A 15,096-nucleotide genomic window follows, 5' to 3' on the forward strand; every position below is an offset into this window, starting at 1 on the left:
GCGGACAGCCACCAGGCCTGCTCATTTCTCAGCGGCTTCGGAGCGGTAACCTGAGCCCCATGTCCCCAGCTTCAACTGCGGCCTCAGAGGCGCTGCCGTTCGGCCGCCTCACGACGGCGATGATCACCCCGTTCCGGCCCGACGGGTCGCTCGATCTCGACGCGGCGCAGAAGGTGGCGAAGTACCTCGTCGACCGCGGGAACGACGCGCTGATCGTCAACGGGACGACCGGTGAGGCTCCGACCACCTCCGACCGGGAGAAGGTCCAGCTGCTGAAGGCGGTGCTGGAGGCGGTCGGCGACCGGGCGAAGGTGGTCGCCGGCGTCGGCACCAACGACACCGCGCACACGATCGAGTGCGCCAAGCAGGCCGAGGCTGCCGGTGTGCACGGTCTGCTCGTCGTCACGCCGTACTACAACAAGCCTCCGCAGGACGGGCTGCGCGCGCACTTCACCGCGGTCGCCGACGCCACCGGCCTGCCGAACATGGTCTACGACATCCCCGGCCGGGCCGGCGTCGAGGTCAGGACCGACACCCTGATCGCGCTCGCCGGGCACCCGCGGATCGTCGCGGTGAAGGACGCCAAGGGCGACCTGGCCGGGACCACCAAGGTGCTGGCGAACACCGATCTGTTCTACTACTGCGGTGCCGACGAGCTGAACCTCGCCTCGCTCGCGATCGGCGCGGTCGGCATCGCCAGTGTCGTCGCGCACGTCGCGAGTCCGGAGTACCGGCAGCTGATCGACGCCGTGGTGGCCGGCGACCTCGCCACCGCACGAGAGATCGACCGACGGGTGGTGCCCGCCGTCGAAGCGATCATGACCAGGACCCAGGGCGCCATCATGGTGAAGGCCGCGCTCAAGCTGGCCGGCGTCATCGAGCACGCGACACTCCGGTCGCCGTTGATTGAGGCGACCGCCGAGCAAGTGGACTGGCTCACCACCGACCTCAAGACGGCAGGACTGATTGCATGAGCCATCCCCATCCAGATCTCGACGCGCCCGGGCCCCTCGCCCCGGGCGCTTTGCGGGTGATCCCGCTCGGCGGCCTCGGCGAGGTCGGCCGCAATATGACGGTGTTCGAGTACGACGGCAAGCTGCTGATCGTCGACTGCGGGGTGCTGTTCCCCGACGAGAACCAGCCCGGCGTGGACCTGATCCTGCCGGACTTCCAGCCGATCCGGGACCGCCTCGACGACATCGTCGCGGTGGTGCTGACGCACGGCCACGAGGACCACATCGGCGGCCTGCCCTACCTGCTGCGCGAGCGAGGCGACATCCCGGTGATCGGGTCGCAGCTCACGCTCGCGCTGCTCGAGGGCAAGCTCAAGGAGCACCGGCACCGCAACGTGCCGCAGCAGACCGTGGTCGAGGGCGAGTCGCTCCAGATCGGCCCGTTCGTCTGCGAGTTCATCGCCGTCAACCACTCGATCCCGGACGCGCTGGCGGTGGCGATCAAGACGCCGGCCGGCCTGGTGCTGCACACCGGTGATTTCAAGATGGACCAGCTGCCGCTGGACAACCGGATCACCGATCTGCGCGCGTTCGCCCGGCTCGGCGAGGAGGGCGTGGACCTGTTCTGCGTCGACTCGACCAACTCCGAGGTTCCCGGGTTCACCACCCACGAGCGCGACATTGCGCCGGTGCTGGACGGTGTCTTCACCAAGGCGAAGAACCAGCGCATCATCGTCGCCTGCTTCGCCTCGCACGTGCACCGGGTCCAGCAGGTGATGGACGCGGCCGTGAAGCACCGCCGCAAGGTGGCGTACGTCGGCCGCTCGATGGTCCGCAACATGGCCGTGGCCCGCGACCTCGGCTTCCTGAACGTGCCCGGCGACACCCTGATCGACATGCGCGAGCTGGACAACTACCCGCCGGAGCAGGTGGTGCTGGTCTCGACCGGTTCGCAGGGCGAGCCGATGTCGGCGCTGTCCCGGATCGCCGCGAACGACCACCACGTCGTCCAGATCCAGCCGGGCGACACCGTCGTACTCGCGTCGTCGCTGATCCCGGGGAACGAGAACTCGGTGTACCGGGTGATCAACGGCCTGACCCGGCACGGCGCGAACGTGGTCCACAAGGGCAACGCGCTGGTGCACGTGTCCGGTCACGCCAGCGCAGGCGAGCTGCTGTACTGCTACAACATCGTGAAGCCGCGCAACGTGATGCCGGTGCACGGCGAGATCCGGCACCTGCACGCGAACGCGGACCTGGCCATCCAGACCGGTGTGCCGGCGCAGAACGTGGTCGTCGTCGAGGACGGCGTGGTGGTCGATCTGATCGACCGCAAGGCGATCGTGGCCGGCAAGGTGGACTGCGGGTACGTGTTCGTCGACGGGTCGACGGTCGGCGACATCACCGAGACCTCGCTGAAGGACCGCCGGATTCTCGGCGACGAGGGTTTCATCTCGGTGATCGCCGTGATGGACTCGGTGACCGGCAAACTGACGGCAGGGCCGGAGATCCAGGCGCGCGGGTTCGCCGAGGACGACACTGTCTTCGACGACCTGAAGCCGAAGATCGAGGCGGAGATCGAGAAGGCGATCGGCAGCGGCGTGGACGACATGTACCAGCTGCAGCAGGTGATCCGCCGGGTGGTCGGCAAGTGGGTCAGCGACACCCACCGCCGGCGCCCGATGATCATCCCGGTCGTCGTCGAGAGCTGAGCTGCAACAACAGGGGAGAGAGGGGCCGGCGATGACGATCAGCGGAGTGAACGGGACGGGCCAGCGCCGGCCCACGATGAAGGAGGTCGCGGCCCGGGCCGGTGTCGCGCTGAAGACCGTCTCCCGGGTGGTGAACGAGGAGCCGAACGTCAGCCCGGAGCTGACCGCGAAGGTCCAGGCCGCGATCAAGGAGCTCAACTACACCCCGAACGAGAGCGCCCGGATGCTGCGGCGCGGCAAGACCGGGACGATCGCAGTGGTCATCCGCGACATCGGCGACCCGTTCTTCGCCTCCCTCGGCCGGGCGGTCGAGCTCTGGGCGCGGTCGTCCGGCTCGGTGGTGATGATCGGCCTGACCGACGAGGACCCGGACCGGGAGCGCGACGTCTGCCTCGAGTTCGTCGCCCGGCGGCCCGACGCGCTGATCATGGCGCCGATCGGCGAGACCCAGGAGTACCTCGCGCCGCACGTGGACGCCGGCATGGCGGTCGTCACGATCGACCGGCCGGCGCACGGGATCGAGGCGGACGCCGTACTGGCCGACAACGCCGGCGGGATCGACCAGGCGATCGACCACCTGGTCCGGCAGGGCCACCGGCGGATCGCCTACCTCGGTGACGACGAGCGGATCTTCACCGCCCGCGAACGCGTGGTCGCCTACCGGGCCGCGATGGCGCGGCACGGGATCGAGGTGGACGAGGACCTGGTCCACCTGTCCGAGCCGACGACCGAGGGCATCGGCATCACGCTGTCCGCCGTACTCGATCGTTCCGAGCCGGCCACCGCGTTGCTGTCGGCGAACAACATGACCACGGCCGAGGTGCTCCGCGGGCTCGCGGGCCGCCGGGACCAGGTCGCCCTGGTGTCCTTCGACGACCTCGCGCTCGGCGACCTGCTCAGCCCCGGGCTGACCGCGGTCGCGCAGTCCGCGGACGTGATGGCCCGTACGGCGATCCAGCTGATGACCGAGCGCCTCCCGGAACCCCACCGTCCCGGTCGCACCGTCCGCGTCCCGGTGAAACTCACCATCCGCGGATCAGGCGAGATCCCGCCCAGCAGCTGACTGTCACTTCCGGTAGAGCTCGACGAGCGGGCACTGGAAGGGATCACGGGCCCGCAGGCCGACGTTGTTCAGGTACCCGACGACGATCCGGTACGACGTGAACAGTCCGACCTCGGTGTACGTGATGTCATGCCGCGCGCAGTACTCGCGGACGATCGGCCGGACAACCTTGAGGGTCGGCCTGGGCATGCTCGGGAACAGATGGTGCTCGATCTGGTAGTTCAGCCCGCCCATCGCGAAGTCCACCAGCACACCACCGCGAATGTTGCGCGACGTCAGCACCTGGCGGCGCAGGAAGTCGAGCTTCATCGTGGCCGGCACCAGGGGCATGCCCTTGTGGTTCGGCGCGAACGAAGCACCCAGCCATACCCCGAACACGGCGAGCTGGACAGCCAGGAACGCGCTGGCCTTGCCGACCGGCAGCAGCAGGTACAGCGCCCCGACGTAGCCGCCGATCCTCGACATCACGACCGCCGCTTCGACGCGCTCGAGCCGAGTCGCTCCGCGGCGCAGCAGGTGCCGCAGGCTCGACACGTGCAGGCCGACCCCTTCCAGCGTCAGGAGCGGGAAGAACAGCCAGCCCTGCCGGGCGGCGATCCACTGACCTGCCGGCCCGCGCTTCGCGACGGCGTCGGGGTGGAACGCGATCACCTCGAGCTCGACATCGGGGTCGCGGCCTACCTGGTTCGGCGCGTTGTGGTGCCGGTTGTGCTTGTGGCGCCACCACGTGGCACTCATGCCGGCGATCGGCCCGGCGAGGAAGCGTGCCGTCCAGTCGTTCCAGGTGGGGGAGTGGAAGATCTGCCGGTGTGCGCTGTCGTGACTGAGGAAGGCGACCTGCGTGAGTACGGCGGCCAGTGCGCCTGCCAGTAGCAGCTGGTACCAGGAGTCGCCCAGCACGACGACGCCGGCGCCGACGCCCGCCAGCGCGGTGAGCACGAGCGCAATCCGGGTGAAGTAGTAGCCCTTGCGCCGGCGGAGGAGGCCGAGCTCGCGGACAGTCCGTACAAGATCCGTGTAGCGGCTGGTGTATCGCTGCTGCGCGCTGTGGGGGTGGGCGGCGAGCTGTGACATGGGTCTGCCCCGTCCTGGGAGTGTGCGCTCCACCATCCGGTCGCATGGCCAAGGGGCCGTTAAGCAGGTCGGGCCCGCAGATGGCCCGCTGCGGTCGGCTCGGCAAAGCCGTGCTCCGGCCCCCGGCTGATTTGGCGCCCAGTTCGCCCGGGTGTCACCTGGCTGTCATCGCGGCGGCGCACCTTCAGGTCATGAACTTGAGCCGCCGCCAGCTCCTGGCCGCATCCACCGTTGCCGGTGCGTCCCTCGCAGTACCAGGGACTGCCACTGCCGCGACGCCGAACCTCGTCCGTCGCGACCGGCCCGCCCTGCCGTCCGGGATCATGTCCGGTGACGTCACCGAGAACTCGGCCGTCGTCTGGTCCCGGACCGACCGCCGCGCCCGCCTCGTCGTCGACCTGACCAGCCACGGCCGGTTCGACCGGGCGATCCGGCTGCGCGGCCCGGTCACCGGGCCGGACGACGACTTCACCGCGCAGCTGCCGCTGAAGGGCCTGCGCCCGGGCCAGCGCTACGACTACCGGATCGCCTTCGAGGACGCCGGCGGCCGCCGCGGCGAGTCGCTCGAGGGTTCCTTCAGTACGCCGGGCCGCAACCGCGGACTGTCGTTCGTCTGGACCGGCGACACCGCCGGCCAGGGCTACGGCATCAACCCCGACCTCGGCGGCATGATCGCGTACCAGGCGATGCACGACACCCGGCCGGACTTCTTCCTGCACTCCGGTGACAACATCTACGCCGACGGCCCGATCGCGGCCGAGGTGAAGGTTGCCGACGGCACCATCTGGCGGAACGTGGTGACCGAGGAGGTCGCCAAGGTCGCCGAGACGCTGGCCGAGTACCGCGGCCGGTACAAGTACAACCTGCTCGACGAGCACGTCCGGGCCCTGTACGCCGACGTGCCGATCGTCAGCCAGTGGGACGACCACGAGACGGTCAACAACTGGTACCCCGGCGAGATCCTCACCGACGAGCGCTACACCGAGAAGCGGGTCGACGTCCTGGCGGCCCGGGCCCGGAAGGCGTTCCTGGAGTACCTGCCGATGGTCCACACCGCCGGCCGGGGCCGGATCTACCGCAAGGTGAGCTACGGCCCGCTGCTGGACATCTTCTGCCTGGACATGCGGACCTACCGCGACACCAACCCGAAGCCGGACGTGGCCGGCGAGGTCGCGATCCTCGGCGCGGAGCAGTCCGAGTGGCTGGTCCGCGAGGTCGCGAAATCGAAGGCGACCTGGAAGGTGATCGCCAGCGACATGCCGATCGGCGTGCTGGTCCCGGACGGCACCGAGATCGAGGCGGTCGCGAACGGACTGGCCGGCGCGCCCGGTGGCCGCGAGCACGAGATCGCCTGGATCCTCAGCCAGTTCAAGCGGCGCAAGATCCGCAACACGATCTGGCTGACCGCGGACGTGCATTACTGCGCGGCGCACCACTACGACCCGTCGCGGGCGGCCTTCACCGACTTCGACCCGTTCTGGGAGTTGGTCGCCGGGCCGATCAACGCCGGCACGTTCGGGCCGAACGCGCTGGACTCCACGTTCGGGCCGAAGGTCGAGTTCGTGAAGGCGGCCGACTTCCCGAACCAGCCGCCGAGCGGCGGCAACCAGTTCTTCGGCCACGTCGACATCGATCCCCGCACCGGCGTCTTCACCGCGTCGCTGCGCGACCTCTACGGCAAGGTCCTGTGGTCCAAAGACATCAAACCCGCCCAATAGAAGAGGCGGTTGAGAGGGCCACTGAGGCCCGTCGTACTCACTGGCCCCGGCGCCAGTGCGGGATGCCGCCCACCGGGGCCGGTGGGTACGACGCTCACCCTTTGAAGAACTCCAGGGCGTGCGCGACCACAGCCTCCGGCTGGTCGTCGACGACGAAGTGCGACGCGCCCGGGATCTCGATCAGCTGCAGATCGTCGACGTACGGCTCGTAGCCGTGCAGGAACTCGGCCCGGACGTTCGGATCCTCGGCGCCGAGCAGAACCAGCGTCCGGGTGGTCAGCTGCCGGTCCTTGTACTTGCCGCGCAGCATCTGCATCCCGACCGGCTGGATGAAGTGCCGGTACAGCGCGGACCCGGCCCGGGCGCGGGCCGGCTCGCGCAGCCGCTCGGTGAAGATCTCCAGGTCCTCGTCGCTGATCCCATGGGAGACCGACGCCAGCAGGTGGCGCGTCAGCCAGGTGCGCAGGGCCCACGGGCCGAGGCCCGGCACGGGCAGGATGAAGTTGAACCAGGCGTGCCGCACGAGGCTGCGCATCATCGCGCCGTCGAAATCGACGTACGGCGGCGGGATCGCGATCGACACCTGGTCGCGGACGCGCTCGGGATGTTCCAGGCACAGCAAGTACGCGACGATCGCGGACCAGTCGTGCGCGATCAGGTGCACCTGGTCGAGGTCCAGCGCGTCCAGCAGCGCGAGCACGTCGCCGAGCAACTGGTCGGCGGTGTACCCGTCGGGCGGCGCGTCGGTCCACCCGGCGCCGCGCAGGTCGGGGCAGATCACACGGTAGTGCTGAGCCATGGCGGGAATGACGTCGCGCCATTCCCACCAGTGCTGCGTGAAACCGTGGAGCATCAGGACGGCGTCGCCGCTGCCGGCTTCGGTCACATGCATCCGGAGTCCAGGCAGCTCGACGTAGGTGTGGGTCACCCCATCGAGTGTCGGAAGCATGGCATCGACGGTACTACGAACGTAGTACGAAGTCACTACGTCTATAGTGACCGCATGACGCCAACTCGTGTTCGCGTCCTGGACGCCGCGGTTGAGCTGCTCGGCACGGAGGGCCTGCGCGCTCTCACCCACGCCCGCGTCGACGAGAGGGCCGGCCTGCCCAAGGGCTCGACCTCGAACTACTTCCGCACCCGAGCGGCCCTGCTCACCGGTGTGGTCGACTGGATCACCGAGACCGAGGGGCAGGCGCTGAACACGGCGTTCACTCCGGCCACGGCCGAGGAGTTCGTCGACATCATGTGCGGACTGTTCGACTACCTCACCCGGGTCAACCGGGTTCGGACCACCGCACGGCTGGTGCTGTTCCTGGAAGGCAGCCACGATCCAGCCATCCGGGCCGGGCTGTCCCGCGGCCGGGAGGTGATGGAGAACATCGCCGTGACGGCACTGGCCGGCCTCGGGGCCCCCGATCCGCCGGCCGCCGCCCGGGCTCTCGCCGCCGCCTCGGAGGGGCTGATCCTGCACCGGATCGCACGGCACGACGACGTCGACCCCCGGCCCACTTTCGAACTGCTGTTGAAGGTTGCACTTGCCGGTTAGGTTTGTTGCACTTGCCGGTTAGGTTTGTCCGCATGACCTACCCGGAGAGCCGCCGCGACGACGTCGTCGAGACACTGCACGGGCATCGGATCGCCGATCCGTACCGCTGGCTGGAGGACCCCGACGCACCCGGCACCCGGGACTGGGTCACCCGCCAGAACGCGCTGACCGAGGCCGAGCTGTCGAGCTACCCGGAGCGGGCGTGGTTCCAGACCACGATGTCCGCGATCCTGGCCCGGCCGCGGGCCGGCGTCCCGGTGAAGAAGTCCGGCTGGTACTTCGTCGGCCGCAACGACGGCACCCAGGCGCAGGACGTCGTGTACGTCGCCGAGACCCTCGAGGACCTGGTCGACCGCGGCCGGGTGCTGATCGACCCGAACACGCTGTCCGAGGCGGGCACCGACTCACTGGGCACCTTCACGGTCAGCCCGGACGGCAAGTACTTCGCCTACGGCATCAACGAGAGCGGCAGCGACTGGACGACGTTCCGGCTGCTCGACATCGCCACCGGCACGCCGGTCGACGACGTGGTCACGGAAGCCAAGTTCTGCGAGGCGACCTGGTTGCCTGACAGCTCGGCGTACCTCTATCTGCACTACCCGGCGAGCGGGCGCAGCGAGGGCACCGAGACGAAGACGCTGGCCGGCGGCCGGTTGATGCTGCACCGGGTCGGCACGCCGCAGTCGTCGGACGAGCTGGTGCTGGACTTCCCGGAGAACGACCGCATCTTCATCACGCCCGAGGTGTCCGAGGACGACCGGTATCTCGTCGTCCACATCAGCGAAGGCACCGACCCGGCGACCCGGCTGTGGGTCTACCCGATCACCTCGGACGGCGGCATCGGCGAGCCGATCAAGGTGGTCGACTACCTCGCGGACGAGATCACGTTCGTGCGTATGTCCGGCGACCAACTGGTCGTGCGCACCGACCGCGACGCATCCCGCGGCCGCGTCGTGCTCGCTTCCCTTGACGGGCAGTTCACCGACCTGATCCCGGAGGGCGAAGGCACTCTGCAAGCGGTCCGCGGTACGGCGAGCGGTCTCGCCACGCTGACCCTGCTCAACGCGCAACCCGTGCTCACGCTCTACGCGCTGGACGGCTCCGACGCGCGCGTCGTCGAGGCGCCGGGCGGGGGAGTGGTCGGCATGAACGCCTCCCCGGAGTACGACGAGCTCTTCGTCGGGCTGTCCACGCCGACCGACCCGACCCTCTCGTACGTCGTGTCCGCCTCGACCGGCGCCGTACGCGCACTGCCCGAGCTCGTCCGCGGGTCCGGCGGCTTCACGTCACCGGCCATCACGGTCGAACGCCGGCTCGAGCCCGGCCGCGAGGTGCCGTACTTCCTGATCAGCCGCGCCGACCTGGACTACTCGTCCCCGCGACCGACCATGCTCTACGGGTACGGCGGCTTCCGCATCCCGATCCTGGCCGAGTACCGGCCCGGCTGGCCGGCATGGCTGGCCGCCGGCGGGGTGCTGGTGATCGCGAACCTGCGCGGTGGCGGCGAGTACGGCAGCGCCTGGCACGACGCTGGTCGCCTGAAGAACAAGCAGAACGTCTTCGACGACTTCATCGCCGTCGCCGAGCACCTGCGCGACACCGGCGTGACCACGTCGGAGCAGCTCGCCATCCACGGTCGCAGCAACGGCGGTCTGCTGGTCGGCGCCGTGATGACGCAGCGGCCCGACCTGTTCGCGGTCGCGCTGCCGGGTGTCGGCGTACTCGACATGCTGAGGTTCCACCTGTTCACGGTGGGGGCCGCGTGGACGTCGGACTTCGGGCATCCGGGCGACGCGAAGCAGTTCGAGGACCTGCTGGCCTACTCGCCACTGCACCGGGTGCAGGACGGGACGGCGTACCCGGCCACGCTCGTGGTCACCGGTGACCACGACGACCGGGTGGTGCCGTTGCACAGTCACAAGTTCATCGCCGCGTTGCAGCATGCCCAGTCCTCCGCCGAACCTGTCTTGACCAGGGTCGAGGTCAACACCGGCCACGGCTTCGGGAAACCCGCCGCGATGGTCGCGTCGGAATGGGCGGACCTACTGGCGTTCGCTGCTCACCATGTAGGCCTTGAACCTCCTGAGCAGTAGGAGGGCTGCATCACCAGATGCGAGGCGCTTGGAGGTCGCGGGGGTCGTCGGCGGGCTGACAGCCGTGCGCGGACTCCTCGTACTCCGACCGCGGTCCGCTGGTGGCCAGCGTCCGTACGGCGTTGACGAGACGGTCCACGTGCTCTCGGGTCGTCCCGAGGCCGAGGCTCGCGCGGACCGCCGTACCGTGCTCGGGGGAGTCCGCGAGCAGGTGGCCGACGAGCGGGTGCGCACAGAACTTGCCATCGCGGACGCCGACGCCGTACTCGGCGCTCAGCGCCGCGGACACCAGGGTCGAGGTCAGGCCGGCGACGGTGAAACACACCGTGCCGACGCGGTCCGCGTCCTGGCCGAAGATCGAGTACGTCGTGACGCCGGGAATCTGCGCGAGACCGGTCCGGAGCCGGGCGAGCAGGCTGCGCTCGTGCTGCTCGATGGCGTCGCGGTGCTTGCTGATCGCCGCACAGGCCGAAGCCAGCGCGATCGCGCCGATCACGTTCGGGGAGCCGCCCTCGTGCCGCGCCGGGCCGGTCGCCCAGACCACGAGGTCCTCGGTGACCGCAGTCGTCGCGCCGCCGCCGTACAGGTAGGGCTCAGCGGCGTCCAGCCAGTCGGAGCGGCCGATCAGGGCGCCCGCGCCGTACGGCGCGTAGAGCTTGTGGCCGGACAGCGCGACCCAGTCGACGTCGAGCTCGGCGATGTCGACCGGCCGGTGCGGCGCGAGCTGCGCGGCGTCCAGGCAGACACGCGCACCGTGCGCCTTGGCGACGGCCGCGATCTCGGCGATCGGGAAGATCTCGCCGGTCACGTTGGACGCACCGGTGACGACGACGAGCCGCGGGCCCTCGGGCGCGTTGCGGAGCGCGTCGGCGACGTTGGTCACCGCCTCGCTCGGGCTGGCCGGCGCAGCGAGGCGCACGGTCCGCTCAGCCGGCCAGGGCAGAAGCGCGGCGTGGTGCTCGGACTCGAACACGATCACGGTCGCGTCAGCTGGTACGGCGTGGGCTAGTAGGTTGAGCGCATCGGTCGTCTGCCGGGTGAAGATCACCTGGTCGTCGTCACGGGCGCCGATGAAGGCATGCACCTCGGCGCGGGCCCGCTCGTACCACTGCGTGGTAATGCGGGAGGCGTAGCCGTTGCCGCGGTGCACCGACGCGTACGACGGCAGTGCCGCCTCGACGCTGGCGCGCACCGACTCCAGACACGGCGCGCTGGCGCCGTGGTCGAAGTTCGCGTAGTCGGTGACCCGGCCGTCGGCCAGTGGGACCAGCAGGTCGGAGCCGACGGTGGCGGGGATGCTGCCGGTCGCGAGGCGGGCCACAGTCGGCCGCGCGGTCGTCGTACTGGCAGGCTCGAGGATGGAGAGGATCGACATGCTGCTGCTCCCAGGAAGTCCGCACTTGCCGAGCGGGGTATCCGCACGGCCTGGTCTTCACCCGGGGCACCCCACCGCGGAGGAGGGTTGCCGGCCAGCGAGCCGGGGCTTGACGCTGGCGCTCATGACCTGCCGAAGACGGTAACGAACGGGCTACGGTCGACGCCAGTGGCTATCTCATGTGATGAGATGGGCGAACACATCGTGGACAACTTGGGGACTGCATGACTTGGAGAGCGCCTGCCGTCGAGCGACCGGACGGCTCGTTGATCGCACCGGAGCGCGAGTTGCTCCAGGGCTACCTGGATTTCTACCGCACGACGCTGCTGTTCAAGTGCGCGGGGCTCACGGCGGCGCAGCTGGCCGAGCGGCCATCGCCGCCGTCGAACCTCTCGCTGCTCGGGCTGATCCGGCATCTGACCAAGGTCGAGCGGATCTGGTTCCGGATCCACTTCGCCGCCGATCCCGCCGAGCCGGTGTTTCCGCTCGAGCTCGGGAAGGACGCGGACTTCGAGCTGATCGATGCTTCGCTGGCCGAAGCGGAGTACGACGGCCTGATCGAGGAGTGGAAGCTGTCCGACGAGGCTGCTGCCGGGCACTCGCTGGACGAGCGCTTCACCTTCAAGGAAACTGAGTCGACGCTGCGGATGATCTACATCCACCTGATCGGCGAGTACGCCCGGCACTGCGGCCACGCCGACCTCGTCCGTGAACAACTGGACGGCACCACCGGCGCCTAAGCTGCGGACCTGGTCCGGTCGTGGCGCCGTGACGCTACGGATGGGGCAGCGTGATCGGCGTGTGACACGTGGGACTCGAGAGGTAATCGGGGTAGCCTGAGGTATATGGCGACCCGCACGTCTTCCCCGGCGCGGGCGCAGAAGTCGGCAGCCAACCGGCCGAGTACGGCGCGGTCGGCTGCTGGTGGACGCTCCCGTCCGTCAGGCGCCCAGAAACGTGGGCAGAGCACGAAGCGCGGCGGTGGATCCACCGCCGCGCGGACCAGCACGCCCAAAGTCAGCGGACCGGGCCCCTTCGCGGCCGCCATGCTCGCGCTCGGCCGCGGCTTCGTGAAGCTCTGGATCGGCATCGCGCACCTGCTCGGCGGCATGGTCCGCGGGATCGGCAACGGCGCCCGCGACCTCGACCCCGAGCACCGCCGCGACGGCGCCGGCCTGTTCCTGATCGGCCTCGGCGTCGTGGTCGCCGCTGCCATCTGGTGGCAGCTGCCAGGTGCCGTCGGCAACGTCATCCGGACCGTCGTCGGCGGCAGCGTCGGCATGATCGGCTGGGCCGTGCCGCTGATGCTGCTGTTCATCGCGCTGCGCACCATGCGCCACCCGGACCGCAACGGCCCGGTCGGCCGCCAGGTGATCGGCTGGACGACGTTCGCGCTCGGTGTGCTCGGCCTGATCCACATCGCCAACGGCCTGCCCCGGCCCGGCAACCCGGCCGACGCGCCGATCCAGGAGGCCGGCGGCGCGATCGGGTACTTCATCTCCACGTTCCTGTCCGACCTGCTCACGCAGTACGTCGCGGCCCCGCTGCTGGTCCTGCTGTCGATCTTCGGCGCCCTGGTGATCACCGGGACGCCGGTCTACGCGATACCCCTGCGGGTCCGCGCGGCCTTCGACGTACTGATGGGACGTACGGCGCTGCCCGAGGACGCACCGTCCGTCGTGGCCGCGCCGACCGACGACACCGTCCGGCTGACCCGCAAGGAGCGCCGCGCCAAGGCCGCCGCCTCCGAGGACGAGGACGGCGAGCCCACGGTCAAGCCGTACGACTCGCCGGTGCTCGAGGGGCGGGAAATCAGCAAGCGCGGCCGCAAGTCGAAGGCCGCGCCGCCTCCCCCGGAGGAGGACGCGTACGACGCCGACGCCGCGGCGGCCGCCGTACCCTCGCCGTCACCGGTCGTTGCCTCGGGCAAGTCTTCTTCGGACTCGCCGCCCGAGCCGCCGCCGCACACGCCGCTGCCGCAGCGGGTCGAGCAGCTGAGCCTGTCCGGCGACATCACCTACACGCTCCCCGACGGGCAGATGCTCAAGCCCGGCTCGGTGCACAAGGCGCGGACCAAGGCGTCCGACCAGGTCGTCGACCGGCTCACCGAGGTGTTCGAGCAGTTCGGCATCGACGCCCAGGTCACCGGCTACACCCGCGGCCCGACCGTCACCCGGTACGAGGTCGAGCTCGGCTCCGCGGTGAAGGTCGAGAAGGTCACCGCGCTGTCGAAGAACATCGCCTACGCGGTCGCCTCGGCCGACGTCCGGATCCTGTCGCCGATCCCGGGCAAGTCCGCGATCGGCATCGAGATCCCGAACACCGACAAGGAGATCGTCAGCCTCGGCGACGTGATCCGGTCGGCGACCGCGCGCAACGACCACCATCCGATGGTGGCCGGGCTCGGCAAGGACGTCGAGGGCGGGTTCGTCGTCGCGAACATGGCGAAGATGCCGCACCTGCTGGTCGCGGGCGCCACCGGTTCGGGTAAGTCGTCGTTCGTGAACTCGCTGATCACCTCGATCCTGATGCGGGCCACGCCGGACGAGGTGCGGATGATCCTGGTCGACCCCAAGCGGGTCGAGCTGAACAACTACGAGGGCATCCCGCACCTGATCACGCCGATCATCACCAACGCCAAGAAGGCCGCCGAGGCGCTGCAGTGGGTCGTCCGCGAGATGGACATGCGGTACGACGACCTGGCCGCGTTCGGGTTCCGGCACGTCGACGACTTCAACAAGGCGGTCCGGGCGGGCAAGGTGAAGCCGCCACCGGGGTCCGAGCGGGTGCTGACGCCGTACCCCTATCTGCTGGTGATCGTCGACGAGCTGGCCGACCTGATGATGGTCGCTCCGCGTGACGTCGAGGACTCGATCGTCCGGATCACCCAGCTCGCGCGTGCAGCCGGCATCCACCTGGTGCTTGCCACCCAGCGGCCGTCGGTGGACGTCGTGACCGGTCTGATCAAGGCGAACGTGCCGTCGCGGCTGGCGTTCGCGACCTCGTCGCTGGCCGACAGCCGGGTCATCCTGGACCAGCCTGGCGCGGAGAAGCTGGTCGGCCAGGGTGACGGACTGTTCCTGCCGATGGGCGCGAGCAAGCCGATGCGTATCCAGGGCGCCTGGGTCACCGAGTCCGAGATCCGCGGCGTGGTCGAGCACTGCAAGGAGCAGCTGCAGCCGACGTACCGCGAGGACGTCACCGCCGCGGCCGGCCCGAGCCGGGAGCTCGACGACGAGATCGGCGACGACATGGACCTGGTCGTCCAGGCCGCCGAGCTGATCGTCTCCACCCAGTTCGGCTCCACCTCGATGCTGCAGCGTAAGCTCCGGGTCGGCTTCGCCAAGGCCGGCCGCCTGATGGACATCCTGGAAAGCCGAGGCGTCGTCGGCCCGAGCGAAGGCTCCAAGGCCCGCGACGTCCTTGTCAAGCCCGACGACCTAGAGGACTTCATCACCACCCTCCGAGGAGAGTGACGTGCTCCCCAGGACGCTCGCCACCACGACCACGTGTCCAGGCACACCCCGACCGGGCGTCAGCCCAGCCGCGCCTCCGGTCG

General features: G+C 69.5%; 11 protein-coding genes and 1 riboswitch. Of the genes, 8 read left to right on the forward strand and 3 right to left on the reverse strand.

Features of this window, described 5'->3' with window-relative positions:
- Window positions 1–59 precede the first annotated feature (59 nt).
- From dapA to ACIBGM_RS19350, 3 genes are read left to right on the forward strand one after another with little or no spacing between them, the layout of a single operon-like run.
- Window positions 60–974 carry a 4-hydroxy-tetrahydrodipicolinate synthase gene (gene dapA / locus ACIBGM_RS19340; RefSeq protein WP_360522427.1) on the forward strand — a complete coding sequence of 305 codons (915 nt, stop codon included), beginning with the start codon at window positions 60–62 and terminating at the stop codon, window positions 972–974.
- A complete protein-coding gene (locus tag ACIBGM_RS19345; protein WP_360522424.1) occupies window positions 971–2,665 on the forward strand; it encodes a ribonuclease J in 1,695 nt (564 codons plus the stop codon). The genes dapA and ACIBGM_RS19345 overlap by 4 nt, the downstream gene beginning before the upstream one ends.
- 31 nt (window positions 2,666–2,696) lie before the next feature.
- The gene (locus ACIBGM_RS19350) at window positions 2,697–3,728 is read left to right on the forward strand and encodes a LacI family DNA-binding transcriptional regulator (RefSeq protein ID WP_360522421.1); all 1,032 of its coding nucleotides are present in this window, start codon (window positions 2,697–2,699) and stop codon (window positions 3,726–3,728) included.
- A 3-nt stretch (window positions 3,729–3,731) separates the two neighbouring features.
- On the opposite strand, the gene ACIBGM_RS19355 is transcribed toward ACIBGM_RS19350, so the two are convergent.
- Entirely contained in the window at window positions 3,732–4,802 is a 1,071-nt protein-coding gene (locus tag ACIBGM_RS19355) for an acyl-CoA desaturase (protein WP_360522418.1), read from the reverse strand.
- A gap of 191 nt (window positions 4,803–4,993) precedes the next feature.
- Here ACIBGM_RS19355 and ACIBGM_RS19360 point away from each other — a divergent pair, with 191 nt between their 5' ends.
- Entirely contained in the window at window positions 4,994–6,520 is a 1,527-nt protein-coding gene (locus ACIBGM_RS19360) for an alkaline phosphatase D family protein (RefSeq protein ID WP_360522415.1), read from the forward strand.
- A gap of 94 nt (window positions 6,521–6,614) precedes the next feature.
- On the opposite strand, the gene ACIBGM_RS19365 is transcribed toward ACIBGM_RS19360, so the two are convergent.
- Entirely contained in the window at window positions 6,615–7,469 is an 855-nt protein-coding gene (locus ACIBGM_RS19365) for an alpha/beta fold hydrolase (RefSeq protein WP_396386342.1), read from the reverse strand.
- A 54-nt stretch (window positions 7,470–7,523) separates the two neighbouring features.
- Between ACIBGM_RS19365 and ACIBGM_RS19370 the strand changes: the two genes are divergently transcribed.
- Window positions 7,524–8,069, forward strand: coding sequence for a TetR/AcrR family transcriptional regulator (locus ACIBGM_RS19370; protein ID WP_396386343.1), 546 nt, complete (start codon window positions 7,524–7,526; stop codon window positions 8,067–8,069).
- Between the two features lie 32 nt (window positions 8,070–8,101).
- A complete protein-coding gene (locus ACIBGM_RS19375) occupies window positions 8,102–10,162 on the forward strand; it encodes a prolyl oligopeptidase family protein (protein WP_396386344.1) in 2,061 nt (686 codons plus the stop codon).
- Between the two features lie 10 nt (window positions 10,163–10,172).
- Here the strand turns inward: ACIBGM_RS19375 and ACIBGM_RS19380 are convergent, their stop codons facing one another.
- A complete protein-coding gene (locus ACIBGM_RS19380) occupies window positions 10,173–11,537 on the reverse strand; it encodes an aminotransferase class V-fold PLP-dependent enzyme (protein ID WP_360522403.1) in 1,365 nt (454 codons plus the stop codon).
- A 16-nt stretch (window positions 11,538–11,553) separates the two neighbouring features.
- A riboswitch (SAM riboswitch) is annotated at window positions 11,554–11,667 on the reverse strand.
- Window positions 11,668–11,761: 94 nt separating this feature from the next.
- On the opposite strand from ACIBGM_RS19380, the gene ACIBGM_RS19385 reads away from it, so the two are divergent.
- Both ACIBGM_RS19385 and ACIBGM_RS19390 read left to right on the forward strand, forming a co-directional pair.
- Complete coding sequence (locus tag ACIBGM_RS19385) at window positions 11,762–12,277, forward strand: DinB family protein (RefSeq protein ID WP_396386345.1); 516 nt, start codon at window positions 11,762–11,764, stop codon at window positions 12,275–12,277.
- Window positions 12,278–12,382: 105 nt separating this feature from the next.
- Window positions 12,383–15,013, forward strand: a complete 2,631-nt coding sequence (locus ACIBGM_RS19390) for a DNA translocase FtsK 4TM domain-containing protein (RefSeq protein ID WP_396386346.1) — start codon at window positions 12,383–12,385, stop codon at window positions 15,011–15,013.
- Window positions 15,014–15,096: the final 83 nt, after the last annotated feature.

The organism is Kribbella sp. NPDC050470, assembly GCF_044458365.1.
GTDB lineage: Bacteria > Actinomycetota > Actinomycetes > Propionibacteriales > Kribbellaceae > Kribbella.